This is a genomic window from Streptomyces sp. NPDC042346, assembly GCF_055581845.1.
This window is the reverse complement of sequence record NZ_JBVJEH010000014.1, coordinates 265,356-292,265: the sequence shown is the minus strand read 5'-3', so window position 1 is coordinate 292,265 and position 26,910 is coordinate 265,356. Positions and strand designations below refer to the sequence as shown.

24 protein-coding genes and 1 pseudogene are annotated in these 26,910 nt (G+C 73.2%); 18 read left to right on the top strand and 7 right to left on the bottom strand.

Annotation, left to right across the window (positions count from 1 at the left end; all coding sequences use genetic code 11):
• The first annotated feature begins 89 nt into the window (after window positions 1-89).
• The 3 genes from ACZ6K0_RS40020 to ACZ6K0_RS40010 all read left to right on the top strand — a co-directional run bounded on the left by ACZ6K0_RS40020 (window position 90) and on the right by ACZ6K0_RS40010 (window position 3,866).
• The gene (locus ACZ6K0_RS40020) at window positions 90-2,141 is read left to right on the top strand and encodes a Xaa-Pro dipeptidyl-peptidase (RefSeq protein WP_469236059.1); all 2,052 of its coding nucleotides are present in this window, start codon (window positions 90-92) and stop codon (window positions 2,139-2,141) included.
• On the top strand, window positions 2,138-3,445 hold the full coding sequence (locus tag ACZ6K0_RS40015) for a M14 family metallopeptidase (protein WP_469236030.1): 1,308 nt from the start codon (window positions 2,138-2,140) through the stop codon (window positions 3,443-3,445). The genes ACZ6K0_RS40020 and ACZ6K0_RS40015 overlap by 4 nt, the downstream gene beginning before the upstream one ends.
• Window positions 3,446-3,563: 118 nt before the next feature.
• On the top strand, window positions 3,564-3,866 hold the full coding sequence (locus ACZ6K0_RS40010; protein ID WP_469236032.1) for a hypothetical protein: 303 nt from the start codon (window positions 3,564-3,566) through the stop codon (window positions 3,864-3,866).
• 134 nt (window positions 3,867-4,000) lie between these two features.
• Here ACZ6K0_RS40010 and ACZ6K0_RS40005 read toward each other — a convergent pair whose 3' ends face one another.
• On the bottom strand, window positions 4,001-4,957 hold the full coding sequence (locus ACZ6K0_RS40005) for an NAD(P)/FAD-dependent oxidoreductase (protein ID WP_469236034.1): 957 nt from the start codon (window positions 4,955-4,957) through the stop codon (window positions 4,001-4,003).
• Between the two features lie 82 nt (window positions 4,958-5,039).
• Here ACZ6K0_RS40005 and ACZ6K0_RS40000 point away from each other — a divergent pair.
• The 4 genes and pseudogenes from ACZ6K0_RS40000 to ACZ6K0_RS39985 all read left to right on the top strand — a co-directional run.
• Window positions 5,040-5,477: pseudogene (locus ACZ6K0_RS40000) on the top strand (oxidoreductase); the annotation flags it as partial.
• Window positions 5,478-5,733: 256 nt separating this feature from the next.
• Window positions 5,734-7,371, top strand: coding sequence for an ABC-F family ATP-binding cassette domain-containing protein (locus tag ACZ6K0_RS39995; RefSeq protein WP_469236035.1), 1,638 nt, complete (start codon window positions 5,734-5,736; stop codon window positions 7,369-7,371).
• 10 nt (window positions 7,372-7,381) lie between these two features.
• Entirely contained in the window at window positions 7,382-8,113 is a 732-nt protein-coding gene (locus tag ACZ6K0_RS39990) for a 2-phosphosulfolactate phosphatase (RefSeq protein WP_469236036.1), read from the top strand.
• On the top strand, window positions 8,110-8,511 hold the full coding sequence (locus tag ACZ6K0_RS39985; RefSeq protein ID WP_376408204.1) for a hypothetical protein: 402 nt from the start codon (window positions 8,110-8,112) through the stop codon (window positions 8,509-8,511). Before ACZ6K0_RS39990 ends, ACZ6K0_RS39985 begins: the two co-directional genes overlap by 4 nt.
• Window positions 8,512-8,598: 87 nt before the next feature.
• Here ACZ6K0_RS39985 and ACZ6K0_RS39980 read toward each other — a convergent pair whose 3' ends face one another.
• On the bottom strand, window positions 8,599-11,058 hold the full coding sequence (locus ACZ6K0_RS39980) for a Tex family protein (RefSeq protein WP_469236037.1): 2,460 nt from the start codon (window positions 11,056-11,058) through the stop codon (window positions 8,599-8,601).
• A gap of 118 nt (window positions 11,059-11,176) precedes the next feature.
• Window positions 11,177-12,043, bottom strand: coding sequence for an SCO6745 family protein (locus ACZ6K0_RS39975; protein ID WP_469236038.1), 867 nt, complete (start codon window positions 12,041-12,043; stop codon window positions 11,177-11,179).
• 203 nt (window positions 12,044-12,246) lie between these two features.
• Between ACZ6K0_RS39975 and ACZ6K0_RS39970 the strand changes: the two genes are divergently transcribed.
• Window positions 12,247-13,218, top strand: coding sequence for a GlxA family transcriptional regulator (locus ACZ6K0_RS39970; protein WP_469236039.1), 972 nt, complete (start codon window positions 12,247-12,249; stop codon window positions 13,216-13,218).
• A 30-nt stretch (window positions 13,219-13,248) separates the two neighbouring features.
• Entirely contained in the window at window positions 13,249-13,890 is a 642-nt protein-coding gene (locus ACZ6K0_RS39965; protein ID WP_376408213.1) for a DJ-1/PfpI family protein, read from the top strand.
• Window positions 13,891-13,893: 3 nt separating this feature from the next.
• On the opposite strand, the gene ACZ6K0_RS39960 is transcribed toward ACZ6K0_RS39965, so the two are convergent.
• Complete coding sequence (locus tag ACZ6K0_RS39960; RefSeq protein ID WP_469236040.1) at window positions 13,894-14,637, bottom strand: enoyl-CoA hydratase/isomerase family protein; 744 nt, start codon at window positions 14,635-14,637, stop codon at window positions 13,894-13,896.
• A 225-nt stretch (window positions 14,638-14,862) separates the two neighbouring features.
• Between ACZ6K0_RS39960 and ACZ6K0_RS39955 the strand changes: the two genes are divergently transcribed.
• Entirely contained in the window at window positions 14,863-15,384 is a 522-nt protein-coding gene (locus tag ACZ6K0_RS39955) for an ATP-binding protein (protein ID WP_469236060.1), read from the top strand.
• On the opposite strand, the gene idi is transcribed toward ACZ6K0_RS39955, so the two are convergent.
• From idi to ACZ6K0_RS39940, 3 genes are all read right to left on the bottom strand, one after another.
• A complete protein-coding gene (idi, locus tag ACZ6K0_RS39950; RefSeq protein WP_469236041.1) occupies window positions 15,350-15,970 on the bottom strand; it encodes an isopentenyl-diphosphate Delta-isomerase in 621 nt (206 codons plus the stop codon). The genes ACZ6K0_RS39955 and idi overlap by 35 nt on opposite strands.
• A 152-nt stretch (window positions 15,971-16,122) precedes the next feature.
• Window positions 16,123-17,409 carry a GNAT family N-acetyltransferase gene (locus tag ACZ6K0_RS39945; RefSeq protein ID WP_376408221.1) on the bottom strand — a complete coding sequence of 429 codons (1,287 nt, stop codon included), beginning with the start codon at window positions 17,407-17,409 and terminating at the stop codon, window positions 16,123-16,125.
• A gap of 198 nt (window positions 17,410-17,607) precedes the next feature.
• Window positions 17,608-18,549 (bottom strand): cation diffusion facilitator family transporter, encoded by a 942-nt coding sequence (locus ACZ6K0_RS39940; protein ID WP_469236042.1) that lies wholly within the window; start codon window positions 18,547-18,549, stop codon window positions 17,608-17,610.
• A 411-nt stretch (window positions 18,550-18,960) separates the two neighbouring features.
• Here ACZ6K0_RS39940 and ACZ6K0_RS39935 point away from each other — a divergent pair, with 411 nt between their 5' ends.
• From ACZ6K0_RS39935 to ACZ6K0_RS39900, 8 genes are all read left to right on the top strand, one after another.
• Window positions 18,961-20,784 carry a DUF5941 domain-containing protein gene (locus ACZ6K0_RS39935; RefSeq protein WP_469236061.1) on the top strand — a complete coding sequence of 608 codons (1,824 nt, stop codon included), beginning with the start codon at window positions 18,961-18,963 and terminating at the stop codon, window positions 20,782-20,784.
• Window positions 20,781-21,518 carry a phosphocholine cytidylyltransferase family protein gene (locus ACZ6K0_RS39930; protein WP_376408225.1) on the top strand — a complete coding sequence of 246 codons (738 nt, stop codon included), beginning with the start codon at window positions 20,781-20,783 and terminating at the stop codon, window positions 21,516-21,518. The genes ACZ6K0_RS39935 and ACZ6K0_RS39930 overlap by 4 nt, the downstream gene beginning before the upstream one ends.
• Window positions 21,506-22,567: an iron-containing alcohol dehydrogenase family protein gene (locus ACZ6K0_RS39925; RefSeq protein ID WP_469236043.1), complete on the top strand. Its 1,062-nt coding sequence runs from the start codon at window positions 21,506-21,508 to the stop codon at window positions 22,565-22,567. Before ACZ6K0_RS39930 ends, ACZ6K0_RS39925 begins: the two co-directional genes overlap by 13 nt.
• Window positions 22,545-23,324, top strand: a complete 780-nt coding sequence (locus tag ACZ6K0_RS39920) for a CDP-alcohol phosphatidyltransferase family protein (RefSeq protein ID WP_469236044.1) — start codon at window positions 22,545-22,547, stop codon at window positions 23,322-23,324. Before ACZ6K0_RS39925 ends, ACZ6K0_RS39920 begins: the two co-directional genes overlap by 23 nt.
• Before the next feature lie 47 nt (window positions 23,325-23,371).
• Window positions 23,372-24,217 carry a glycosyltransferase family 2 protein gene (locus ACZ6K0_RS39915; protein WP_469236062.1) on the top strand — a complete coding sequence of 282 codons (846 nt, stop codon included), beginning with the start codon at window positions 23,372-23,374 and terminating at the stop codon, window positions 24,215-24,217.
• A 49-nt stretch (window positions 24,218-24,266) separates the two neighbouring features.
• Window positions 24,267-25,196, top strand: coding sequence for an ABC transporter permease (locus ACZ6K0_RS39910; protein ID WP_376408232.1), 930 nt, complete (start codon window positions 24,267-24,269; stop codon window positions 25,194-25,196).
• Complete coding sequence (locus ACZ6K0_RS39905; RefSeq protein ID WP_024757946.1) at window positions 25,189-25,974, top strand: ABC transporter ATP-binding protein; 786 nt, start codon at window positions 25,189-25,191, stop codon at window positions 25,972-25,974. The genes ACZ6K0_RS39910 and ACZ6K0_RS39905 overlap by 8 nt, the downstream gene beginning before the upstream one ends.
• A gap of 177 nt (window positions 25,975-26,151) precedes the next feature.
• Window positions 26,152-26,799 carry a TetR/AcrR family transcriptional regulator gene (locus tag ACZ6K0_RS39900; protein ID WP_376408234.1) on the top strand — a complete coding sequence of 216 codons (648 nt, stop codon included), beginning with the start codon at window positions 26,152-26,154 and terminating at the stop codon, window positions 26,797-26,799.
• The last annotated feature ends 111 nt before the right edge of the window (window positions 26,800-26,910 follow it).

Genomic DNA, 26,910 nt, shown 5'->3' with positions numbered 1-26,910 from the left:
CCGTCCCCGGAATGACCCTGAATCACCCCTGATTGCCTCCGGCACTCTTTTGCGCGGGAGTTGACCGGGGTACGTTCCCGCCCATGCCGATGCGAAAGCGGAGAACCCGCGGAGCCCGACTGCCGTACGGAACGCTCGTGGCCGCGGCCACGGCCGCCCTGCTCGCGACGCTGGTCAGCCCGGCCGGCGCGCAGCCGGAGCCCGCGGTGCCCGCGGCGCCCGCCGCGTCCGTCCAAGGCTCCCTGGGCTCCCCACGCGAGTCACGGCCCGTCCACTCCTACGCCGACGCCATCCGCGAGTCCGTCTGGGTCGACACCGGCCTCGACGGCGACGGGGACGGGCGCGGCGACCGGGTCGCCGTCGACATCGTCCGGCCCCGGGAGCCCGCGGCGGCGGGCCGGAAGATCCCGGTCATCATGGACGCGAGCCCGTACTACGCCTGCTGCGGACGCGGCAACGAGAGCCAGAAGAAGACGTACGACGCCGACGGGAACCCCGTCCAGTTCCCGCTCTTCTACGACAACTTCTTCGTCCCGCGCGGCTACGCCTTCGTCGCCGTCGACCTCGCCGGCACCAACCGCTCCGACGGCTGCGACGACGTCGGCGGACGCTCCGACGTCCGCTCCGCCAAGGCCGTCGTCGACTGGCTGAACGGCCGCGCCCGCGGCTACACCACCCGCACCGGTACGGCGCGGGCCGGGGCCACCGGCTGGAGCACCGGCAACGTCGGCATGATCGGCAAGAGCTGGGACGGCACCATCGCCAACGGCGTGGCCGCCACCGGGGTGGAAGGGCTGAAAACGATCGTTCCGATCGGGGCCATCTCCTCCTGGTACGACTACTTCCACTCCCAGGGCGCCCCGCTCTACAACGCCAACCCGAGCTGGCTCTCCGAGTACGTGAACAGCCCCGAAGCGCAGGCCCGCTGCGGGGCCGTCCAGGACCGGATCACCGAGGCCACCCCGTACAGCGGCGACTGGACGCCCGCCTGGACCGAGCGGGACCACGTGCGGGACGCCTCGAAGGTGAAGGCCAGCGTCTTCGTCGTCCACGGACAGCAGGACCTGAACGTGCGCGCCAACCAGTTCGGGAAGTGGTGGGACGCGCTCGCCGCCCACGGCGTCGAGCGGAAGATCTGGCTCTCCCAGACCGGCCACGTCGACCCCTTCGACTTCCGGCGCGCCGACTGGGTCCGCACCCTGCACCGCTGGTTCGACCACTACCTGCTCGGCTACGACAACGGCATCGACCGCGAACCGGTCGCCGACATCGAGCGCGCCCCGGACCGCTGGACCACCGACCGGCAGTGGCCGCCGCGCGGCACCTCGGCCACCACCCTGCGCCCCGCCCCGGGCGCCGCGCCCGGCGCCGGCACCCTCGGCCGGATGCCCGCCGCCTCCGGGTCCACCGCGACCTTCACCGACGACCCGGGCCTCGGCGAACTGGACTGGGCCGCCCGCGTCGACTCCGCGACCCCCGAGAAGGCCGGGTTCGTCACCCGGCCGCTCTCCCGCGACCTGCGGATCTCCGGCTCCTCGAAGGTGACGGTCACCGCCACCCCGACCACCGCCACCGCGCACCTCTCCGCCGTCCTCGTCGACCTCGGCCCCGACACGATCCGCGACTACGGCGCGGCGGGGGAGGGCATCACCACGCTGACCGACCGCACCTGCTGGGGTGCGAGCACCCCCGGCGACAGCGCCTGCTTCAAGGAGACCCGGGCCCGCACGGCGGACGTCGGGTACACGGTCGTCAGCCGTGGCTGGGCCGACCTCGGCACCTGGGCGAACCCGCGCGAGGAGCGGCCGCTGACCCCCGGCAGGGCGTACACCCTGACCCTGGACCTCGCCGCCACCGACCACGTCGTCCCGGCGGGCCACCGCCTCGCCCTGATCGTCGGCGGCACCGACAAGGACCTGATCGACCCTCCGTCGACCACCCCCACCCTGACCCTCGACCTCACCCGCACGTGGGCGAAGGTGCCCCTGGTCGGTGGCCCGGGCGCGTTCACCCGGGCCACCACGGGACCGTCCCCGGCCCTGCCCTCGCCCGCCGCCCGGCCGTCGCTGAGCGACAGCGGCCCCGTACCGCCGGCCGCCGTCACCGGTCCGCGCCTCCCCGCGGCGGGAGCCGCCCGATGAGACTCCGCACCGCGCAGAGGAGGTCCCGCCGCGTGCTCGCCGTCGCGGCGGGCGCCGCCGCCCTCGCCCTGCCGCTCGTCACCGTCCCCGCCAAGGCGGCGGACAGCGCGCCCCCGAGCCCCCTCCCGCGCACCGGCTTCGAGACGAGCCACGGCGCCCGGTGGACCACGGAGGACGAGGAGCGGGAGTTCCTCGCGGCCGTCGACCGGCGCAGCGACCGGGTGTCGCTGCGCACGATCGGCACCACCTCGCAGGGCAGACCGCTGCGGCTCGCCACCCTCGGTACGGGCGGCACCACCGTGCTCCTCGTCTGCACCCAGCACGGCGACGAGCCCGCGGGCCGCGAGGCCTGCCTGAGCACGCTGCGCGACCTCTCCACCGCCGAGGACACGGAGACCCGGCGCCTCCTCGCCCGGACCACGATCCTCGTCGTCCCCACCGCCAACCCCGACGGCCGGGAGGCCGACACCCGGGGCAACGGCGACGGCATCGACGTCAACCGCGATCACATCGCCCTGCGCACCGCCGAGGCCCGGGCCGTGGCCGCCGTCATCCGCGACCGGCGCCCCGAACTCGTCTACGACCTCCACGAGTACGGGGCCACTCCCCGTTACTACGACAAGGACCTGCTCGCCCTCTGGCCCCGCAGCCTCGACGCCGACCCGCACGTCCACGACGAGTCCCGGACGCTCTCGGAGTCCTACGTCCGGCCCGCCGCCGGGCTCGCCGGCTACAGCACCGGCATCTACGGCATCTGGACCGACCCCCTCACCGGCAAGCCGGTCAAGCAGGTCGCGGGCGACGGCCAGGAGCGGATCCTGCGCAACACCGCGGGCATCAAGCACGCGGCCGGCCTGCTCGTCGAGACCCGCGTGGACGCGCTCGACGAGGCCGAGAAGGACGACCCGGCGCGCAACCACCGGCGCCGCGTCGCCACCCAACGGGCCGCGTTGGACGGAGCGTTCGCCTATCTCGACGAGCGGCGCGGGCCGCTCCTGGCGGCCACCGCCGTCGCCCGGCACGCCGGGTTCGCCGACCGGGGGCCCGTCTTCCTCGGCGGCGCCGACAACGACCCGCCGGAGCCCGGGGAGATCCTCGCCGACCCGCCCTGCGGCTACCGCCTCGACGCCGCCCAGTACGCCGAGGCGGGCGACGAACTCGCCCTGCACGGGGTCACCGTCCGGCGGGACGGCGCCGGGGTGTTCGTGCCGCTGCGCCAGTCGCAGCGCGCGCTCGTCCCGCTCCTCCTCGACGAGCGCGCGACCTATCACCTCGTCAGTGGGAGTCCTGTGAAGGAATGTTGACGGTCGGGCGGCAGGGGCGCGCGATGGCGGGAAACCGACGGTGGCAGAGGTAAAGTTACCGACCGGTACTGACCATGCCTCAAACCGGCGTTCCACGCCGGGAAGTTGGAGAACCACCATGCGCCACACCATGACCCTGCGCCGCACCCTGACGGCCGTGCTCACCACGACGCTGCTCGCCGGAGGCGTGCTGCTCGGCCAGACAGTCACCGCCGAGCCCGCGGCCGCCGCCAAGATCACCTGCAACATCGACAAGCTGCGGGCGGACGCCCGCAAGGAGCGCGACCGGGCCGCCCAGCTCCGCCGCCTCGGCGCCACGGCGGAGGCCCGCAAGGCCGCCGCCCGCGCCGACGCCCTGGAGCGCCGCGCCCAGCAGTGCCACGACGCGGAGAACAACAACCGCCCGCCGCTCTGGAAGTAGCGGCTCGCGCGGGGCGGGTGCGGTCCGAAAAGGGCCGTACCCGCCCCGCGGCCGTTCTCTGCCGCACGGCAGCCGCACGGCAGCCGCAGAGCAGTCGTACGGCAGCCGTACGTCCGTCGCGCGTCAGCCGTGCGTCATCCGCCCACCAGCTCCGCCGCCCGCTCCGCGCAGCCCCAGGCCACCGTCACCCCCGCGCCCCCGTGCCCGTAGTGGTGCACCAGCCGGCCGCCGCCCGGCAGCGGCACCGCCTCGATCCGCACGCCGCCCGCCCGCGCGGGCCGCAGCCCCACCCGGTGTCCGAGGATCCGCGCCCCCGCGATCTCCGGCCGCACCCGCGCGCACCGCGCGACGATCGCCGCCGCCGTCGACGGATCGGCGTCGAGCCCCTCCGCCCCCTCCTCGGCCGTCCCGCCCAGGACCAGCCGGCCCGGCTGCGGGAAGAAGTACGTCGTCTCGCCCGCCCCGTCGTCCGCCGCCGTGAACCACTCCTCGACGCCCGGGTTCTCCACGAGCACCAACTGCCCCCGCACCGGCCGCAGTCCGGCATCCGGTACGAGCTCCCGCGCGCCGAGCCCCGCGCAGTCGACGACCACCCGCGCCCGCGCCGCGGCCTCCTCGAACCCGGTGACCGCACGCCGCTCGAAGACCCCGCCCGCGGCCTCGAACCGGCCCCGCAGCCACGTCAGATGGACCGGCATGTCGATGAGCGGGATCCGCGCCGCCAGGCCCACGCCGTACGGCCCCGGCACCTCCTCCGGAGCCAGCTGCCGCAGCCCCGCCACCTCCTTCGCCCACGGGCCCAGCGTGTCCAGGCCGACGTCCGCGTGGACCCCGGCCACCCAGCGCACCCCCGTCCGCTCCGGATCGCCGGCCAGCTCCCCGTACACGCGGAGCGAGGCCAGCGCCCAGGCGCCGACCTCCGCCGCCGGCTCGATCCGGTACGGCCACCACAGGGCACCCGCCACGGCCGACGTCGTCGCCGTCACGTCGTCCCGTGACCAGATCCGTACCCGCAGTCCGCGCTCCGCCAGCGTCACCGCCGTCGTCAGCCCGACGACCCCGCCACCCACCACGATCACGTCGCTGTCCATGGCGCGGACCGTACCGGGACCGGGACATTTCCGGGACTCCCCAGCCATGGAACGGGGCCGTATCCGGGGAAATACTTCCTGCATGCCGTCCGCGTACACGACCTTCGACCTCACCGGCCCTCACCGCGACACCCCCGATCTCGTGGTCGACGGCAGGCCCCTGCTCCACCGGCTCGACGAGGTCGAGGGCATCGACGCCGTCTCGCCCCTGGCCTCGGACCTCCCGCCCGCCGTCCGCGCCGAGTCCGTCCGCGGGCTGCTCCTCGACTCCGCGTCCTCCGCCGGCCGTCGGACCGTCTACTCCTGCCCCGGGTGCGAGGACCCGGGCTGCGGCGCCGTCACCGCGGTCGTCGAGCGCGACGGCGAGGACGTCGTCTGGCGCGACTTCGCCTGGCGGACCGGCGGCCAGGACGACCCCGTCGACCTCGACCGCGACGGCTACCCGGGCGTCGGCCCGTACCGCTTCCGCGGCGACACCTACCGCGCGGTCCTGCTCCGCCTCCTCGGCGACGCGACCGCCGAGCCCCACGGCGCCCGGCTCGCCGCCGCCTGACCGGAGCGGGCCCGACGGGAGCCGGCCGAGGGAAGCCGGGTCGACCGGAGCCGGCCCGCCCCGAGCGCGGCCCGGCCGAAGCAGGCCCGCTCCGAGCGAGGCCCGACGGGAGCAGGCCCGGCCGAAGCGCGCCGATCGCGGCAGGCCACGGAAGCCGGGTCGATCGGGGCAGGTCCGGCCGGGCGGAGCAGTGCTCCCGCCGTCGCCTAGGATTCGTACCCTCATGACTGCAACCCTCGTCGCCAAGGACCTCGCCGCCGGCCACGGCGAACGCACCCTCTTCGCCGGGCTCGACCTCGTCGTCGCCCCCGGTGACGTCATCGGCCTCGTCGGCGTCAACGGCGCCGGGAAGTCCACGCTGCTCCGGCTGCTCGCCGGGCTCGACACCCCGGAGGAGGGCGAGCTGCGGCTCTCCCCGCCCACCGCGAGCGTCGGCCACCTCCCGCAGGAGCCCGAGCGGCGCGCCGGCGAGACCGTGCGCGAGTTCCTCGCCCGCCGCACCGGCGTCACCGCCGCCCAGACCGCCATGGACGAGGCCACCCAGGGCCTCGTCGACGGCACGCCCGGCGCCGACGACGCGTACGCCGAGACGCTGGACCGCTGGCTGAACCTCGGCGGCGCCGACCTCGACGAGCGTGCCGAGGAGGTCGCCGACTCCCTCGGCCTGACCGTCGGCCTCGACCAGCCGATGACCTCGCTCTCCGGCGGCCAGGCCGCCCGCGCCGGTCTCGCCTCGCTGCTCCTCTCCCGCTACGACGTCTTCCTCCTCGACGAGCCCACCAACGACCTGGACCTCGACGGTCTGGAGCGCCTGGAGAGCTTCGTGAAGGGGCTGCGCGCCGGGACGGTCGTCATCAGCCACGACCGCGAGTTCCTCACGCGCACGGTCACCAAGGTCCTCGAACTCGACCTCGCCCAGCAGCAGATCACCCTGTACGGCGGCGGTTACGACGCGTACCTCGACGAGCGCGACACCGCCCGGCGGCACGCCCGCGAGGACTTCGAGGAGTACGCGGGCAAGAAGGCCGCCCTCGAAGCGCGCGGCCACATGCAGCGGTCCTGGATGGACAAGGGCGTCAAGAACGCCCGCCGCAAGGCCACCGACAGCGACAAGCTCGGCCGCAACGCCCGCAGCGAGGCCAGCGAGAAGCAGGCCGCCAAGGCCCGGCAGACCCAGCGCATGATCGAGCGCCTCGACGTCGTCGACGAGCCCCGCAAGGAGTGGGAGCTGCGCATGGAGATCGCCTCCGCCCCGCGCTCCGGCTCGGTCGTGGCGACGCTCCGCGAGGCCGAGGTGCGCCGCGGCGACTTCGCCTTCGGCCCCGTCACGCTCCAGATCGACTGGGCCGACCGGGTCGCCGTCACCGGCGCCAACGGCGCCGGGAAGTCGACGCTGCTCGCCGCCCTCCTCGGCCGTCTCCCGCTGGACTCCGGCGACACGGTCGTCGGCTCGGGCGTCGTCGTCGGCGAGGTCGACCAGGCCCGCAAGCTCTTCCACGGCACCGAGACGCTCCTGGAGGCGTTCTGCGCGGCCGTGCCCGACACCGAGCCCGCCGAGGTCCGCACCCTGCTGGCCAAGTTCGGGCTGAAGGCGGAGCACGTCATGCGGCCCGCCACCACGCTCTCCCCGGGCGAGCGGACGCGCGCCGCGCTCGCGCTGCTCCAGGGCCGGGGCGTGAACCTGCTCGTGCTCGACGAGCCGACCAACCACCTGGACCTGCCGGCCATCGAGCAGCTGGAGTCCGCCCTCGACTCGTACACCGGCACCCTGCTCCTGGTCACCCACGACCGGCGCATGCTCGACGCCGTCCGCACGACCCGCCGCATCGAGGTCGCCGACGGCAAGGTGACCGAGCTCTGATGGCGACCTCATGACGCTCTCCTTCGGCTGGGGGCCCGTCGAGGCACGGGCCCTCGCGCCGGCGGCGGCCTGTGTCGTCGTGGTCGACGTGCTCTCCTTCACCACGTCCGTCGGCGTCGCCGTGGAGGGCGGCACCGCCGTCCTCCCGTACCGCTGGCGGGACGCCACCGCGGCGGCGTTCGCGCGGGAGCAGGACGCGGTGCTCGCCGTCGGCCGGCGCGAGGCCACCGAGGCGCACCCGTGGACGCTCTCCCCGGCCGCCCTGCGCGCCGCCCCGACGCCGCCGCGCCTGGTCCTGCCGTCCCCGAACGGCTCCACGATCGCGGCGGAGGCCGCCTCGGGCGGGGCGACCGTGGTCGCCGCCTCCCTGCGCAACCCCACGGCCGTCGCCCGCTGGCTCGCGGACCGGGGATACGGCTCCGCGGACCGCCCGCTCGCCGTGATCGCCTCCGGCGAGCGGTGGCCCGACGGCTCGCTGCGCCCCGCCCTGGAGGACCTGCTCGGCGCGGGAGCGGTGCTCTCCGCCCTCGCGCGTACGGGCGTCCCGACCCCCGAGGCGAGCGCGGCGGCCACGCTCTGGGCGGCGACGGAGGACCCGGTCGCCGCCTTGCACGGCTGCGACTCGGGCCGTGAACTGTACGAGTACGGCTATCCGCAGGACGTGGCCGTGGCCGCCGAGATCGACAGCTCGACGACCGTCCCCGTCCTCGTGGACGGTGCATTCCAGGAGGCAGCACCATGACCGACCTACTGACCCGGCTGACCGCGATGCTGGACGATCTCGACGCGGACGTCGACGAGACGATCGACCTCGCCGACGAGGTCGCCGCCTCGGGCGACGCCGGTCTCCTTCCCCGCCTCCAGGCGGAGCTGGACCGCGCCCTCACCGAGCGGAACGCCTACGCCCGTGAACTCCTCGGCGGCGTCCTCGCCGCCATCGGCGGCCCTGACGCCCTCCCGACCCTGATCCGCGCCTCGGCCGTCGACCTCGGCGACGACCAGGACGGCCTGGCCGCCGAGATCGTCGACCTGGTCCAGGCGGACCCGAAGACGGCCACGCGGGTGCTCCGGCCGCTGACGGAGGACGACGACCTCGACGTCGCCAACCGCGCCGAGTGGGCCCTGCGCTTCGTGCCGTAGGGCTGTGACGTGCGACGAGGCCGCGACCCCGGTGGGGTCGCGGCCTCGGTCGTTCACGCGGTGGGCGGGGTGGGCCCGGAGCGCGCCCTACTTGCGCTTGCCGCCGTCCTCACCCAGGAGACCGGCCTTGCGCAGGGCGTCCGCCATCGCGCTGTTGCCCGGCGCCGGGGCCGACGAGCGGTCCCGTCCGCCCCTCTCGTCCCGGCCGCCGCGCTCGCTCCGACGGCCACCACCGCCACCGCCGGATCCGCCGCCCTGCCGCTGCTGCGGCGGACGGCCGCCCCGGTCGCCACGGGCGCTCCCGTCGCCCCGCTCGCCCCGCTCGCCCCGCTTGGGCGCGCCGCCCGACGCGTCCGCGCCCGCCTCGTCGTCGAGGCGCAGGGTCAGGGAGATCCGCTTGCGCGGGATGTCCACGTCCATGACCTTGACCTTGACCACGTCACCGGGCTTCACGACGTCGCGCGGGTCCTTGACGAAGGTCTTCGACATCGCCGACACGTGCACCAGGCCGTCCTGGTGCACACCGATGTCGACGAACGCCCCGAAGGCGGCCACGTTCGTGACGACCCCCTCCAGGACCATCCCCGACGCCAGGTCGCCGATCTTCTCGACGCCCTCCTTGAAGGTGGCCGTCTTGAACGCCGGCCGCGGGTCGCGGCCGGGCTTCTCCAGCTCGCGCAGGATGTCCGTCACCGTCGGCAGACCGAAGCTCTCGTCGACGAAGTCGTCGGCGCGCAGCGAGCGCAGCGTGCCCGTGTCGCCGATCAGCGCGGCGACCTGGCCGCCCGTCGTCTTCGCCATCCGGCGCACCACCGGGTACGCCTCCGGGTGCACCGACGAGGAGTCGAGCGGGTCGTCGCCGCCCCGGATGCGCAGGAAGCCCGCGCACTGCTCGTACGCCTTCGGGCCGAGCCTGGCCACGTCCTTCAGCGCCTTGCGGGAGCGGAACGGGCCGTTGGCGTCGCGGTGCGCGACGATGTTCTCGGCGAGACCGGTGCTGATGCCGGAGACCCGCGAAAGCAGCGGTGTGGACGCGGTGTTGACGTCGACGCCGACGCCGTTCACACAGTCCTCGACCACGGCGTCGAGCGAGCGCGAGAGCTTCACCTCGGCCAGGTCGTGCTGGTACTGGCCGACGCCGATCGACTTCGGGTCGATCTTCACGAGTTCCGCCAGGGGATCCTGGAGGCGCCGCGCGATCGAGACGGCGCCGCGCAACGACACGTCGAGGTCGGGGAGTTCCTGCGAGCCGAAGGCGGAGGCCGAGTAGACCGAGGCGCCGGCCTCCGAGACCATCACCTTGGTCAGGTTCAACTCGGGGTGCTTGGCGAGGAGTTCGGTCGCCAGCTTGTCGGTCTCGCGGGAGGCCGTGCCGTTGCCGATCGCGATCAGCTCGACCGCGTGCTGCTTCGCGAGACGTGCCAGCCGGTCGAGCGCCTGGTCCCACTTGTTGGCGGGGACGTGCGGGTAGATCGTGTCGGTGGCCACGACCTTGCCGGTCGCGTCGACGACCGCGACCTTCACGCCGGTGCGGAAACCGGGGTCGAGGCCCAGCGTCGCCCGGGTGCCGGCGGGTGCGGCGAGCAGCAGGTCCCGCAGGTTCGCGGCGAAGACCCGGACGGCCTCGTCCTCGGCGGCCGTCCGCAGCCGCAGCCGCAGGTCGATCCCGAGGTGCACCAGGATGCGGGTCCGCCAGGCCCAGCGGACCGTGTCCTGGAGCCACTTGTCGCCGGGGCGCCCCCGGTCGGCCACGCCGAAGCGGTGCGCGACGATCCCCTCGTACGAGGACGGCCCCGGCGTCTCGGACGGCTCCTCCGGCTCCAGGTCCAGGCTGAGGACATCCTCCTTCTCGCCGCGCAGCATGGCGAGCACGCGGTGCGAGGGCAGCGCCGTGAACGGCTCGGCGAAGTCGAAGTAGTCGGCGAACTTCGCCCCGGGCCCCTCCTTGCTGTCGCCCTGCCCGTCCCGAACCTTCGCGACCAGCCGGCCTCGGCCCCACATGCGCTCGCGCAGCTCGCCGATCAGGTCGGCGTCCTCGGAGAACTTCTCGGTGAGGATCGCCCGCGCGCCCTCCAGGGCCGCGGCGGCGTCCGCGACGCCCTTGTCCGCGTCCACGAAGGCGGCCGCGGCGGACGTCGGCTCCACCGAGGGGTCGCTCAGCAGGCCCTCCGCGAGCGGCGTCAGACCGGCCTCGCGGGCGATCTGGGCCTTCGTTCTGCGCTTCGGCTTGAAGGGCAGGTAGATGTCCTCAAGCCGCGCCTTGGTGTCGGCGGCCCGGATCCGGGCCTCAAGCTCCTCCGTCAGCTTGCCCTGCTCGCGTACCGAGTCGAGGATCGCCGACCGGCGGTCCTCCAGCTCGCGCAGATAGCGCAGCCGCTCCTCCAGGGTGCGGAGCTGCGCGTCGTCGAGCATCTCGGTCGCTTCCTTGCGGTAGCGCGCGATGAACGGCACGGTCGAACCGCCGTCGAGCAGCTCGACGGCCGCCTTCACCTGTCGCTCGCGTACGCCGAGTTCCTCGGCGATCCTTGCTTCGATGGACGTCGTCACGGTGTCCCGACTCGCCTTCTCGTGCCTCAAGCTTGCGAGTGCATTGTGCCGGGTCGGTCACCCGGATGCGGCAACCGACCCGTCCCGCGCGCGTCCCCGCGCCCGCGCCGGCCCCCGCTCAGCCCTTGCCGACGAGGTCCGCGGGGAAGGCGCCCGCGACCGCCGCCGTCATCAGGAAGCCGCGCCCGAGCTCGGTGAGCCGCTCGACCCCGGCCGCGCCGAGGTGCTCGTACGGGGCGGAGTCCAGCCGGTCGGTCCGCTCCTCCAGCTCGTCGCGGAGGGCGGTACCGGCCTCGGTGAGCTCGCCGTCGGCGGCGAGGAGCCCGCGCTCGCGCAGCCGCTCCGCGGCCGCCTCCCAGTCGGCGCGCTGCCAGCCGCGCGAGCCGAGGACCCAGCGCGGGGACATGCCCTTGCCGGTGGCGGTGTGGGAGACGAGGGCCTCGACGGGGTCGAGTCCGGCGGTGAGCAGGGCCGCGAGGTGGCCGTCGCCGCGGTGCTCGCGCAGCAGGGTGGTGGCGTACCAGTAGGCGAGGTGCGGGGCCTCCGGCACCGGCAGGTCCGCGTGGGCCGAGTAGAGCGGCCGGGCGTGCCGGGTGCAGGCCTCCGTGGCCCGCAGGGCGAGCATCGCGGCCTCGGCCATCTCCGGGGAGGAGACGGTGTCGTCGCCCAGGAGACGGCGCAGGGTCGCGTCGACGGTGCGCAGCCGCGCGTCCAGGACGTCGGCGGGGGAGGCGGTCTCCCAGACGGCGGGGAGGTGCCGGGCGAGCAGCTCGTGGCTGTAGTTGTAGAAGGTCGCGGCGACCGTGCCCGCACCCACCGCGCCGAGGGCGGCGCTCCGCGCGGCGAGCCGCATCGCACTCCGGTCGGTGAAGCCGAGGGCGCCGAACTCGCGGTCCAGGTCCGGCGAGAAGTAGAGCGTGGAGTGCAGCGGGTTGAGGGCGTTGTGGCAGCGGCGTCCGGCGCGCGGCGGCAGGGCAGTCGTCATGACCCGAAGGTTACCGACTGGTCGGTATGACGGGAACAGGCCGACGGACGGGAACAGGTGGTGACCGACGGGAACAGGCCGACCGACGGGAACAGGTGGCGACCGACGGGAACAGGCGGACCGACGGGACCGCGGCGGCCGATGGCAGAAAAGGTGGGATGTGCGTCGTTGCGGACGCCCCCGGCGCCGCCAAGGATGGGGGCATGACGCAGCGATCCGTACTCGTCGTCCTCTTCGACGGCGTGCAGAGCCTCGATGTCACCGGCCCCTTCGAGGTGTTCGCCGGTGCGGGCCGCGCCGCAGGCGACCCCGCCGCGTACGCGATCCGCACCGCCTCCCTGGACGGCGGACCGGTCCGTACGCACAGCGGGCTGCGGATCCTCCCCGACACCACCCTCGCCGAGGCGGTCGCCGACGGCGCCCCGCACACCCTCGTCGTCCCCGGCGGCGAGGGCACGCGGGACCCCGACCCCGCCCTCGTCGACTGGCTGCGCACGCACGCCCCGGACGCCGGGCGCCTGGTCTCCGTCTGCACGGGGGCGCTGCTCCTCGCCGAGGCCGGGCTCCTCGACGGACACCGGGCGACGACCCACTGGATGGCCTGCGACCACCTCGCCCGCCGCTACCCCGAGGTCGACGTCGAGCCGGACCCCATCTTCGTCCGGGACGGCCGCCTCTCCACCTCCGCCGGCGTCACCGCGGGCATCGACCTGGCGCTCGCCCTCGTCGAGGAGGACCTCGGCCGGGACGTCGCCCTCACCGTCGCCCGCCACCTGGTCGTCTTCCTGCGCCGCCCCGGCAACCAGGCCCAGTTCAGTGCCCAGCTCGCCGCCCAGACCGCCCACCGGGAGCCGCTGCGCGACCTCCAGCAGTGGATCACCGAGCACCCCGGCGCGGACCTCTCCGTCGAGGCGCTCGCCGCCCGCGCCCGGCTCTCGCCCCGGCACTTCGCCCGCGCCTTCCACGCCGAGACCGGCACGACCCCCGGCCGCTACGTCGACCGGGTCCGGCTCGAACACGCCCGCCGCCTCCTGGAGGAGACCTCGCGCGGCGTCGAGGAGGTCTCCCGCACCACCGGCTACGGCACCCCCGAGGCGATGCGCCGCGCCTTCGTCAAGGCGCTCGGCACCGCCCCGGCGGAGTACCGCCGCCGCTTCCACGTACCTGCCGGCTGACCACGCCCACTGCCATCGAAAGGGTTCACCATGCAGATCGCCGTCCTGCTCTACGACCGCTTCACCACCCTCGACGCCGTCGGACCGTACGAGCTCCTGGCCCGCCTCCCCGGCGCCGAGACCGTCTTCGTGGCAAAGGAGGCCGGCCCCGTCCGCAACGACCAGGGCAGCCTCGCCCTCGTCGCCGACCGGACCCTCGCCGAGGTCCCGCACCCGGACATCGTCCTCGTCCCCGGCGGCCCCGACGCGCGGGTGGCCATGGACGACCCGGAGATCCTCGACTGGCTCCGCGCCGCCGACGCCACCAGCACCTGGACCACCTCCGTCTGCACCGGCTCGCTGATCCTCGCCTCGGCGGGCCTGCTCAAGGACCGCCGGGCGACGACCCACTGGCTGGCCTTCGACGAGCTGCGGGCCCTCGGCGTCGAGCCCACCGGCGAGCGGGTCGTCTTCGACGGCAAGTACGTCACCGCCGCCGGGGTCTCCTCCGGCATCGACATGGCGCTGCACCTGCTGGGCCGGATCGCCGGCGACGAGACCGCCCAGACGATCCAGCTCCTCACGGAGTACGACCCGCAGCCGCCGTACGACGCGGGCTCCCCGGAGAAGGCCCCGGCCTCGATCGTCGCGCACTGGCGCGGAACGCCCGTCGAGTCGCTCGCGCGGGACTGAAGCTCAGAGCCAGTACGTGAAGCGGGGCGCGCGGCGCTCCAGGAAGGCGGCGACCCCCTCTGCGGTGTCGCCGCTGCCGCGTGCCTGCTCCGCCCAGTGGGCGTCCCGGTCCGTCCGTCCGTCGGCGAACTCCTTGGCCGCGGCCTGGGTCAGCAGCGAGCGCGAGACGAGCACCTGCCCGAACTCGGCCACCCGCTTGTCCAGTTCGCCCGCCGGGTGCACCTCGTCCACGAACCCCGTCCGCAGCGCCCGCTCCGTGTCCATCAACTCGCCCGAGAACAGCAGGTACTTGGCGGTCGAAGGCCCCACGAGGGCGGTCAGCCTTCGGGTCGACGAGGACGCGTAGACGATGCCGAGCTTGGAGGGGGTGATCCCGAAGCGGGCGCCCTCCTCGGCGAAGCGCAGGTCGCAGGCGGCGGCGAGCTGGCTGCCGCCCCCGACGCAGAAGCCCCGGACCGCCGCGAGCGTCGGCTTCGGGAAGGCCGCGAGCGCCTCCTCGGCCCGTACCGCGAGGCTCTGCTGCTCGTCGCCCGGCTCCCGCAGCGCCGAGATGTCCGCCCCGGCGCAGAAGGTGTCGCCCTCGCCGGTCAGAACGAGGGCCCGCACGGTGCGGTCGGCGGCGAGCCGGTCGAGCACGCCGGGCAGCGCGCGCCACATGGCGGCGCTCATCGCGTTGCGCTTGGCGGGGTTGGCGATGACGACGGTGGCGACCCCGTCGGTGACGCTGTCCTTCAGCTGCGGCTCCATGGGCCGGATGCTATCCGCCGTACCGAACGTACGATCAGGAAGGGCCGCCGGATCCGGGGCCTTCAGAAAGCGCGCAGGAGCAGTCGAACAACTGACGTTGGCATACCCACCCGATCAGAAGGTGGCCGATAAGTGTCGACTTCTGGTCAGTAGGCCGGTCCGCCCGCGCGGATTGCCAAGACTCGATCCGTGGCGAGAATCGAGCACGAGGGTGGGAACCGGACCGTGGACACCCACGGAGGTGTACCCGCCCGGTCACCGTCCTACGAAGGAGTCTGGCGCTTCACCGCACCCGCGGTCGACGTCTCCGTCCCGCAGGCCCGGCACGCCGTACGCGACCTGTTGGTCCGCCAGGGAGTCCCCGTCCATGACGAGATCATGGACGGCCTGCTGCTGATCGTCTCCGAGCTGGTCACCAACGCCGTGCGGCACGCGGCGCTGCTGTCGCCGGAGATAGCGGTGGAGGTCGCGATCGGCCCCGAGTGGATCCGGGTCTCCGTCGAGGACAACCATCCGTACCGCCCCAAGGCACTGGAGGCGGACTACGGACAGACCGGGGGGCGCGGACTGCTCCTGGTCCGGGAGATCGCCCAGGAGGCCGGCGGCGCCTGCGACGTCGAGCACACGGCGAGCGGCGGCAAGATCATCTGGGCGGCGCTGCCCCTGGCCCCGATGGCACCGGGGCCGGGGGGCGCACCTCAGGAGGTGGCGGTCACCAGCCCCCGGACGGACCCGTCAGTTCCCTGACGGCCGGACGCGCCGCGTCGAGCACCGTCATGAACCAGGCGGAGAACGGCGCGGCGGCGTGCCGCTCGGCCAGTTCGGCGGCGGTCACGAAGACGGTGTCATCGATCTCCTCCGGGTCGGGCCGCGGTGCGGCCTGCACCAGACCGACGAAGAGGTGGTTGAACTCCTGCTCCACCAGGCCCGAGGCCGGGTCCGGGTGGTTGTAGCGGACGGTGCCAGCCTCGGCGAGCAGCGTCGGCGAGACACCGAGCTCCTCGAAGGTCCGCCGGGCGGCCGCGGCGAACGGCGCCTCGCCCGGGTAGGGGTGGCCGCAGCAGGTGTTCGACCAGACACCGGGGGAGTGGTACTTGCCCAGCGCCCGGCGCTGGAGCAGCAGCCGGCCGGACTCGTCGAAGAGGAAGACGGAGAAGGCGCGGTGCAGCTGGCCCGGCGCCTGGTGCGCGGCGAGCTTCTCCGCCGTGCCGATGGTCGTCCCGTCCTCGTCGACCAGTTCGAGCATGATCGGCGCCGGGGCTCCGGACGGCTGGACGCCGTTCGACGTGATCTCCGGCGAGATCTGAGCCACTGTGGCTGGTGTGGTCGGCATACCCGTCCTTCGCTTCGGTCCTCGGCCCGGTGGGGCCACCCCAGTCTGCCGTACAAAAGAGGCTTGTCCCCACTTCGTCGGCCGGACGTCGCCGCTCCCACCGCACCGGAGTACACCCGGCGCGGCGGGAGCGGAAGGGGCTCAGGCGGCCGTCAGACCCCGAAAGCCGCCGGATAGACGAGCGTGCCCGACGGGACGGACGCGGAACCGTCCAGGACGAGCGCCATCATGACCTCGTCCGGAACCTCGAAACCTGGCTTGATTCCATATGCGGACGCCCGTACGAACCCGAACCGCGGGTAGTACTCCGCATGCCCCAGGACGAGGACGAGCGGCTCGCCCCGGAGCCGGGCCGCGTCCAGCACCGCCCGGACGACGGCCTGCCCGGCCCCCGTCCGCTGGTGCTCCGGAGCCACCGAGACCGGCGCGAGCGCGGCCGCGGGGGCGCCGTCCACCCGGCAGCGGGTGATCAGGGCGTGCGCCGCGACCGTGCCGTCCGGGGCCTCCGCCACGTACGACAGGCCCGGCAGCCACGCGTCGGCGTCCCGCCGGAGGGCGTCGACCAGATCGGCCTCCGTCTCCGACGGGGTGTCCACCGACCCGAAGGCCGTCGACACGACCCGCCGGATCGCCGGGGCGTCCTCGGCGGTCTCCTCGCGGACGCGCCAGCGCGGATCGGCCGGCCGCAGGACGAAGCCGGCGTAGCCGTAGTCGGTGCCGTGCTCGCGCCGCAGCGCGATCTCGGCGCGCGCCCCGGCCACGGCCTCGGCCATGCCCGGCACGGTGGTGTCCGCCGCCTCGGCGTGCGCGGCGAGCGGGACGTAGTACTCGTCCCAGTCGCTCTCCGGCTGCGGGACGGTTCCGAGGACGTGGTAGCCGGCCCCGACCGCCGCCGCCGCGTTCCCGGCGACGGTACGGAGGGCGTAGTGCTCCTCCCAGAAGGCGCGGGCCTCGGGGCCCGGCTCCTCGGCGGTCCACACGCACTCGGTGAGCACGAGGGTGCCGCCCGGCGCGAGCAGCCTGCGCCACTCGGCCAGCGCCCGGTCGAAGCCGAGGACGAAGACCGAGCTCTCGGCCCAGACCAGGTCGAAGGAGCCGTCGGGGAACGGCAGTGCGCCCATGTCGGCGCGGAGGGTGCGGATCGAGCCGTCGAGCCCGCGCGCGGCGGCGGACTCCCGCAGCTCGGCGAGGAACGGCTCGTGGGTGTCGACGGCGGTCACCTCGGCGCCCGCCTCGGCGGCCAGGAGCAGCGCGGAGCGGCCCGGGCCGCAGCCCAGGTCGAGCACGCGCGGGCGCTCCGGAAGCCGCCCCCCACGCCCCTGGGGGGACCCCCACGCGAGCGCGAGGAGCCGACGGGTGGTGGTGTCGGAGCCGGGGCCCTGCCGCGGAAGACCGTGGTGCAGGGCGAAGAAGGAGTCGTGCAAAGCGTTGTCGGACAACGTGGGAAACCCTTGTGTGAGAGGGCCCCGGCCGACGACGTGACGTACCGGTGGGAGGACCGGGATCAGGTCAGCCGGTGACCCGGAAGCTGAAGCTGGACCGGGCGCTGCCGCACTGGGCAGCCTCCATCGCGACGGTCATCAACCTCAGCTCCTCTCTCCACGGGTGCGTTCGAAAAGGCTAACAGGCCGGGTCCCTCAGAGGCAGAGCTTGGCCTCGTGCTGTGCGTGGCCGGCCGGCTCCAGCTGGAAGGTGCAGTGCTCCACGTCGAAGTGGGAGCCCAGGCACCCCTGGAGGTCGTGCAGCATCTTCTCGTGTCCGACCGAGTCCAGCGCGCCCTGGTCGACCACCACGTGGGCGGAGAGCACCGGCATGCCGGAGGTGATCGTCCAGGCGTGCAGGTCGTGGACGTCCTCGACGCCGGGCAGCGCCAGTATGTGGGCCCGTACCTCGGCCATGTCGACGCCCTTGGGCGCCGCCTCCAGGAGCACGTCCAGGGTCTCGCGCAGCAGCTTGAGCGTCCGGGGCACGATCATCAGGCCGATCACGATCGAGGCGATCGGGTCGGCGTACTGCCAGCCCGTGGCCAGGATGATGCCGGCCGCGATGATCACCGTCACCGAGCCGAGCGCGTCCGCGAGCACCTCCAGATACGCCCCGCGCACGTTGAGGCTGTCCTTCTGTCCCCGTGCGAGCAGGGAGAGGGAGATCATGTTGGCCACGAGGCCGACGACGGCGAAGGCGATCGTCAGGCCGCCCTTGGTCTCGGCGGGCTGTACGAACCGCTGGATCGCCTCGTACAGCACGTAACCGCCGACGACGAGCAGCAGCAGACAGTTGGCGAGCGCCGCCAGGATCTCGGCCCGGGCGAATCCGAAGGTGCGGTTCCCGGACGGCGGCCGGTTGGCGAAGTGGATCGCGAGCAGCGCCATCGCGAGGCCGACGGCGTCCGTCGCCATGTGGGCCGCGTCGGCGATCAGCGCGAGCGAGTCGGCGACCACACCGCCGATGATCTCGATCACCATCACGGAGAGCGTGATGCCGAGCGCGATGCGCAACCGGCTCTTGTACGCGGCCCCCGCGGTGCCCGTGGGGGGCGCTCCGCCGTGGCTGTGCCCGTGGTCGTGTCCAGCCCCCATGAGATGGCCTCCCGATCGCGTCGTTCCGTCTGCCCCAGGTGGCAAGTGAACTACGGGTGGGGGGTATGTGCAACACGGTACTGAACACCGTTGTCATATGCTCTGACCTGCGACGATGCCATCAGGACCGGCCATGGCGGGAAACGCTCGGCAAGGGCTCTCCGGGTGGTCTCCGGCCGGGGGCCGCGGTGCGGGCGGCCGATCGCCCATGATGATCTTCACGGGGGACGGCGCACCCGTGAGGCCACGGGTGGGCCCGGGGGAGTCCTGCCCGCGAAGCCTCGGTGAACTCACGCTCCGTTCATCCGATAGCCTCAGCCGACGTGCCGCCGCCCGGCGCCGGGCCGCACCGCCGCGCCCCGGGCCGCCACGGCCCGCAGGCCCCTCGTCAGCTCCAAGGAGTGAGTTCGTCTGTCGACCGCCATCCTCACCGGCCCGCCGGCACCCGGATCCTCGCTCGACGCTGATCTGCGGTCGCTCGGCTTCGACGTCCGGATCGCCACCGGCGCCGAGGAGACCGGATCCCTGCTGGCAGCAGTCCCGGCGGGCGAGCGCGTCGCGCTCGTCGACCCCCGGTTCGTCGGCCACCTGCACGCCCTGCGCCTCGCGCTCACCGACCCCCGGTTCCCGGCCGCGGCCGCGCCCGGCGCGCTCACCGCGCAGGGCGAGGCCCGCCCCGCGCTCACCCGCGCGCTGACCACCGCGACCGCCGTGACCGTGCCCGCGGGGGCCGCCGGCGCCGACGGCCCCGCCGACGACCTCACCGGCACGGTCGCCGCCGCCCTCGACGCCGACGGCGTCGCCGTGCACCGGCCCCAGCTCGGCACCCTCGTCGCCACCGTGCCCGCCGACGCCGAGGCCCGCCACGAGGCGCGCGCCGCCGTCGCCGCCGTCGACGAGGAGGCCGTACGCCTCCGCTCGGCCGTCAAGGCCCAGGACGGCTTCTTCACCACCTTCTGCGTCAGCCCGTACTCCCGCTACCTCGCCCGCTGGTGCGCGCGCCGCGGCCTGACCCCCAACCAGGTCACCACCGCCTCGCTGCTCACCGCGCTGATCGCGGCCGGCTGCGCCGCCACCGGCGAGCGCGGCGGCTACATCGCCGCCGGCGTCCTCCTCCTCGTCTCCTTCGTCCTCGACTGCACCGACGGGCAGATCGCCCGCTACTCGCTGCAGTACTCGACGCTGGGCGCCTGGCTCGACGCGACCTTCGACCGCGCCAAGGAGTACGCCTTCTACGCGGGCCTCGCCCTCGGCTCCGCCCGCAACGGCGACGACGTCTGGGCCCTCGCCCTCGGCGCCATGGTCCTCATGACCTGCCGGCACATGGTGGACTTCGCGTTCTACGAGGCCACCCACGACGCCACGGCGGGCACGAGCCCCTCCGCCGCCCTCTCCGGCCGCCTCGACAGCGTCGGCTGGACCGTCTGGGTCCGCCGGATCATCATCCTGCCGATCGGCGAGCGCTGGGCGATGATCGCCGTCCTCACCGCCGTCACCACCCCCCGGATCGTCTTCTGGGCGCTGCTCGCCGGCTGCGCCTTCGCCGCCTGCTACACCACCGCGGGCCGCGTCCTGCGCTCCGTGACCCGCAAGGCGAAGCGGACCGACCGGGCCGCCCGGGCGCTCGACGACCTCGCGGACTCCGGCCCGCTGGCCCGGATCGCCGGCCGGATCTTCGGCGGCTTCGGACTCGGGCTGCTCCCCGGCTTCGTCCTCGCGCTGATCGCCACGGGCATCCTGCTCGCCGCGGTCCTCGGCCGCCCCTTCGGGGACCCGCAGACCGTCGTCGCCGCCGCCCTCTCCGTGGTGTTCGCCGGCGTGGCCGTCCGCCGCCCCCTCAAGGGCGCCCTGGACTGGCTCGTCCCCCCGCTCTTCCGCGTCGCCGAGTACACCACCGTCCTCGTCCTCGCCGCCCGCTCCGACGCGGCGCACGCCCTCCCGGCGGCGTTCGGGCTGGTCGCGGCGGTCGCCTACCATCACTACGACACGGTGTACCGCATTCGCGGTGGCACCGGCGCGCCGCCCACGTGGCTGGTGCGCGTCACCGGCGGACACGAGGGGCGCACGCTCCTGGTGGTCGCTCTCGCCGCCCTCCTGGCGGACCGCGGTGACGACTTCACCCTGGCACTGACCGCCCTCGCGGTCGCCGTCGCGCTCGTGGTGCTCGTGGAGTCCATCCGTTTCTGGGTCTCCTCCGGAGCACCCGCCGTTCACGACGAAGGAGAAACAGCATGATCGGCCTCGTACTGGCAGCCGGTGCCGGACGCCGTCTGCGCCCCTACACCGACACCCTGCCGAAGGCCCTCGTGCCTGTCGACGGCGAGACCACGATCCTCGACGGGACGCTGAAGAACTTCGCCGAGATCGGTCTCACCGAGGTCGCGATCGTCGTCGGCTACCGCAAGGAGGCCGTCTACGCCCGCAAGGAGGCCCTGGAGGCGAAGTACGGCCTCACCATCACCCTCGTCGACAACGACAAGGCCGAGGAGTGGAACAACGCCTACTCCCTGTGGTGCGCCCGTGAGGTCCTCAAGCGCGGTGTGATCCTCGCCAACGGCGACACCGTCCACCCGGTCTCCGTCGAGGAGACCCTCCTCGCCGCCCGCGGCAACGGCCAGAAGATCATCCTCGCCCTCGACGCGGTGAAGAGCCTCGCCGACGAGGAGATGAAGGTCATCACCGCCGAGGGCAAGGGCGTCCAGCGCATCACCAAGCTGATGGACCCGGCGACCGCCACCGGCGAGTACATCGGCGTCACGCTCATCGAGGCCGAGGCCGCCGAGGAGCTCGCCGACGCCCTCAAGGCCACCTTCGAGCGCGACCCCGACCTCTACTACGAGGACGGCTACCAGGAGCTCGTCAACCGCGGCTTCACCGTCGACGTGGCCCCCATCGGCGACGTCAAGTGGGTCGAGATCGACAACCACGACGACCTCGCGAAGGGCCGTGAGATCGCGTGCCAGTACTGACCCGGCTGATCCCGTCGCCGGTCGTCGTCGACATCCGCCGAGGAGCGCTGGACGACCTCTCCGCGCTCCTGGCGGACCAGCGGATCTCCAGCAACGGCAAGATCGCCGTCGCCATCAGCAGCGGCTCGGGCCTGAAGCTGCGTGACCAGTTCGTGTCCGAGCTTCCGGGCGCGGACTGGTACCCGGTCTCCGGCGGCACCATCGACGAGGCCGTGAAGCTCGCCGACGCCATGCGCGGCAAGCGGTACGACGCCGTGGTCGCCCTCGGCGGCGGCAAGATCATCGACGTGACGAAGTATGCGGCGGCCCGGGTCGGCCTGCCGCTGGTGGCCATCGCCACCAACCTGTCGCACGACGGGATCTGCTCGCCGGTGTCCACCCTGGACAACGACAACGGGCGCGGCTCCTACGGTGTGCCGACCCCGATCGCGCTGGTCATCGACCTCGACGTGATCCGGGACGCCCCGGTGCGCTTCGTCCGCTCCGGCATCGGCGACGCGATCTCGAACCTCTCCGCCATCGCCGACTGGGAGCTCTCCCACCAGGAGACGGGCGAGCCCGTCGACGGGCTCGCGGCCGCCATGGCCCGCAGCGCCGGCGAGGCCGTGCTCCGCCACCCCGGCGGGGTGGGCGACGACGACTTCCTCGTCACGCTCTCCGAGGGCCTGGTGATGTCCGGCATCGCCATGTCCATCAGCGGTGACACGCGCCCCTCCTCGGGTGCCTGCCACGAGATCAGCCACGCCTTCGACCTGCTCTTCCCGACGCGGGCCGCGAGCCACGGCGAGCAGTGCGGTCTCGGCGCGGCCTTCGCCATGCACCTGCGCGGCGCCCACGAGGGCTCCGCGCTGATGGTCGAGACCCTGCGCCGGCACGGGCTGCCCGTCCTGCCGGAGGAGATGGGCTTCAGCGTGGACGAGTTCGTCCAGGCGGTGTCCTTCGCCCCGCAGACCCGGCCGGGCCGGTTCACCATCCTGGAACACCTCGACCTGTCCGACGACGAGATCAGGGACGCGTACGCCGACTATGCAAAAGCCATCGGTAGCTGAGCTCCGACCGGTCGTCCACCCTCCGGGTGTGAAGGACCGGCGGAGCGGTGAGCACTGGGGCGGCCGCCTGTACATGCGGGAGATCTCCCTGCGGATCACGCGGCGGCTGGTGACCACGAAGGTCACGCCCAACCAGCTGACCTACCTGATGACCGTCTTCGGCGTGCTCGCCGCTCCGGCCCTCCTCGTGCCGGGCATCCCTGGCGCCGTCCTCGGCGTCGTGATGGTCCAGATGTACCTGCTGCTCGACTGCGTCGACGGCGAGGTGGCCCGCTGGAAGAAGCAGTTCTCGCTCAGCGGCGTCTGGCTGGACCGGGTCGGTGCGTACCTCTGCGACGCGGCGGTGCTCGTCGGCTTCGGCCTGCGCGCCGCCGATCCGTGGGGTACGGGCCGGATCGACTGGCTGTGGGCCTTCCTCGGCACCCTCGCCGCCCTCGGCGCGATCCTGATCAAGGCCGAGACCGACCTCGTCGGCGTCGCCCGGCACCAGGGCGGACTCCCGCCGGTCAAGGAGGCGGCCGCCGAGCCGCGTTCCTCCGGCATGGCGCTGGCCCGCAGGGCCGCCGCCGCGCTCAAGTTCCACCGCCTGATCCTGGGGATCGAGGCCTCCTTCCTGATCCTGGCCCTCGCCGTCGCGGACCAGATCAGGGGCGACCTCTTCTTCTCCCGGCTCGGCGTCGCCGTCCTCTGCGGCATCGCCCTGCTCCAGACCGTGCTGCACCTGGTGTCGATCCTGGTCTCCAGCAGGCTGAAGTGAGGCCGGCCGTGAGTTCTCCGCTCAAGGTGGGGGCCGTCGTCATCACGATGGGCAACCGCCCCGACGACCTGCGCGCGCTCATCGACTCGGTCGCCAAGCAGGAGGGCGACCCGGTCGAGGTCGTCGTCGTCGGGCAGGGCACCCCGGTCACCGGGGTGCCCGGCTGGGTCCGTACCGTCGACCTGCCGGAGAACCTCGGCATCCCCGCCGGCCGCAACGTCGGCATCGAGGCCTTCGGGCCCGGCGGCACCGACGTCGACGTCCTGCTCTTCCTCGACGACGACGGTCTGCTCGCCCACACGGACACCGCCGAACTGGTCCGCCAGGCCTTCACGGCGGACCCGCGGCTCGGCATCATCGGCTTCCGCATCGCCGACCCCGAGACCGGGGCCACCCAGCGCCGCCACGTGCCGCGCCTGCGCTCCGCCGACCCGATGCGCTCCTCGCGGGTGACGACCTTCCTCGGCGGCGCCAACGCCGTCCGCACCAAGGTCTTCGCCGAAGTGGGCACCCTCCCGGGGGAGTTCTTCTACGCGCACGAGGAGACCGATCTCGCCTGGCGCGCGCTCGACGCCGACTGGATGATCGACTACCGTTCCGACATGGTGCTGTTGCACCCCACTACAGCGCCTTCCCGCCACGCCTCGTACCACTTCAACGTGGCCCGTAACCGAGTGTGGTTGGCACGTCGCAATCTGCCCGCACCCCTGGTGCCGGTGTATCTCGGCGTCTGGCTGCTGCTCACCCTGGCACGTCGGCCCTCGCTCTCCGCGCTCAAGGCGTGGTTCGGCGGTTTCCGCGAGGGGTGGACGACTCCCTGCGGGCCGCGCCGCCCGATGAGGTGGCGTACGGTGTGGCGCCTGACCCGGCTGGGTCGCCCCCCGGTCGTCTGACATCGTGGTACCCGACGTGCCGCGCATCTTGAACACGAAAGTTTCGACTGTGAGTGACACACACCAGGGCGGGGCGGTCGCGACGAGCGCGCCCCCGTCCGTCGACGAGGGCCTGGCCCCGGCCGAGCTGGCCGCGAAGTACGGTCTCGCGGTCAGCGGCGCCCGGCCCGGGCTGTTCGAGTACGTACGCGAGCTGTGGAGCCGCCGCCACTTCATCCTGGCGTTCTCCTCGGCCAAGCTGACCGCCCAGTACAGCCAGGCCAAGCTGGGCCAGGTGTGGCAGGTGGCGACCCCGCTGCTCAACGCCCTGGTCTACTACCTGATCTTCGGGCTGATCCTGGGCGCCGGGCAGGGGATGTCCAAGGAGGTCTACATCCCCTTCCTGGTCACCGGCATCTTCGTGTTCACCTTCACCCAGAGCTCGGTCATGGCCGGCGTCCGGGCGATCTCGGGCAACCTCGGCCTCGTGCGGGCCCTGCACTTCCCGCGGGCCAGCCTCCCGATCTCCTTCTCGCTCCAGCAGCTCCAGCAGCTGCTGTTCTCGATGATCGTCCTCGTGGCGATCGTGCTGTCCTTCGGCAGCTACCCGACGCCCCGCTGGCTGCTGGTGGTCCCGGCGCTGTTCCTGCACTTCGTGTTCAACGTGGGACTCGCCATGATCGTGGCCAGGATGGGCTCCAAGACGCCCGACCTCGCCCAGCTGATGCCGTTCATCATGCGGACCTGGATGTACGCGTCCGGCGTCATGTTCTCGATCCCGGTGATGCTCGCCGACAAGCCGGCCTGGATCGCCGACATCCTCATGTACAACCCGGCGGCGGTCTACATGGACCTGATCCGCTTCGCCCTCATCGACGGCTACGGCGCGCAGAACCTGCCGGACCACGTCTGGGTGACCGCCCTCGCCTGGGCGGTCATCGTCGGCGCCGGCGGTTTCGTCTACTTCTGGAAGGCCGAGGAGAGGTACGGCCGTGGCTGACCCGAACCCGAGCAACGTCCCCACCGTCATCTGCGACGACGTCCACATCGTCTACCGGGTCAACACCGGTGGCGGAGGCAAGGGCAGCGCCACCGCGGCGCTCAGCCGGATCGTCGGCCGCGGCAAGGCCGAGGTCACCCGCGGCGTCCGCAAGGTCCACGCCGTCCGCGGCGTCACCTTCACCGCCTACCGGGGCGAGGCCATCGGCCTCATCGGCTCCAACGGCTCCGGCAAGTCCACGCTGCTGCGCGCCGTAGCCGGTCTGCTCCCCACCGAGAGCGGCAAGGTCTTCACCGACGGCCAGCCCTCGCTCCTCGGCGTCAACGCGGCCCTCATGAACGACCTGACGGGTGAGCGCAACGTCATCCTGGGCGGCCTCGCCATGGGCATGAGCCGCGAGGAGGTGCGTGAGCGCTACGACGGCATCGTCGACTTCTCCGGCATCAACGAGAAGGGCGACTTCATCAGCCTGCCCATGCGCACGTACTCCTCCGGCATGGGCGCCCGCCTCCGCTTCGCCATCGCGGCGGCCAAGAACCACGACGTCCTCCTCATCGACGAGGCGCTCGCGACGGGTGACCGCAAGTTCCAGATCCGCTCCGAGGAGCGCATCCGCGAGCTGCGCAAGGAGGCCGGCACGGTCTTCCTCGTCAGCCACAGCAACAAGTCCATCCGGGACACCTGCGACCGGGTGCTCTGGCTGGAGAAGGGGCAGCTCCTGATGGACGGCCCCACGGACGAGGTCCTCAAGGCGTACGAGCGGGAGACCGCCCGCTAGAGGCCGATCCGAGCTGTGCGGAACCCCTGCCGATGTCATCCGGTAGGGGTTCTTCCGCCCTCCCGTCGCCCGCCGCCACCCTTGCCGGACGGTGCTTCGCACCGGCCCCTTTCTTCCCCGCGCGTCGTGTTGCCACCTGGAATGTTCATGCGGTCAACATCGGGCAGGATGATCCCCATGGCAGCGATCTCGGGGGGAAAGACCTACCACCACGGCGATCTGCGGAACGCGCTGATCTGCGCCGCCGTCGACCTGGCCACCGGCGGAGGCCCCGAGAGGGTGGTGCTGCGCGAGGCCGCCCGCAGAGTCGGTGTCTCGCCCACCGCCGCCTACCGGCACTTCGACGGACGCGGCGAACTGCTCCGTACCGTCAAGGCCCACGCCCAGTGCCTGCTCGCCGACTCCATGGAGCGGGCCGCCGCCCGCGAGCCCGGCGCCGACGACCCCGCCCTGGCCGCCGAGCGCAGGCTCGTCGCCCTCTGCCGGGGGTACGTCGGCTTCGCCGTGGAGCAGCCCGGCCTCTACCGGGCCGCGTTCTGCGTCGCCCGACCCGCCGAGGCCGACGAGCCGGCCTCCGGGCGGCAGCCGGCCGAGCCCGAGATCCGCGCGTTCACCCTGCTCAGGGAAGCCCTGGAGGGGCTCGCCAAGGCCGGTGGGCCCCGGCCCGGCTTCCGGCCCGCCGCCGGTGCCGCCGCGTGGTCCGCCGTACACGGGCTGTCGCTCCTGCTGCTCGACGGCCCGCTGCGGCGCCTTCCCGCGCAGCGCAGGGACGACGTCGTCGAGTCCACGCTGGCCATGGTGGTCTCCGGCACGCGTGTCCTCTGATCCCGGACCGTCCTCGAACTCCCTTGCTGTGTACGAGGGTTGGCGACCCGTACGGATGAAGTCCCGGATCCCTGCCACCCCGGAACGTCGACGGCCCTCGTACAACGTAAG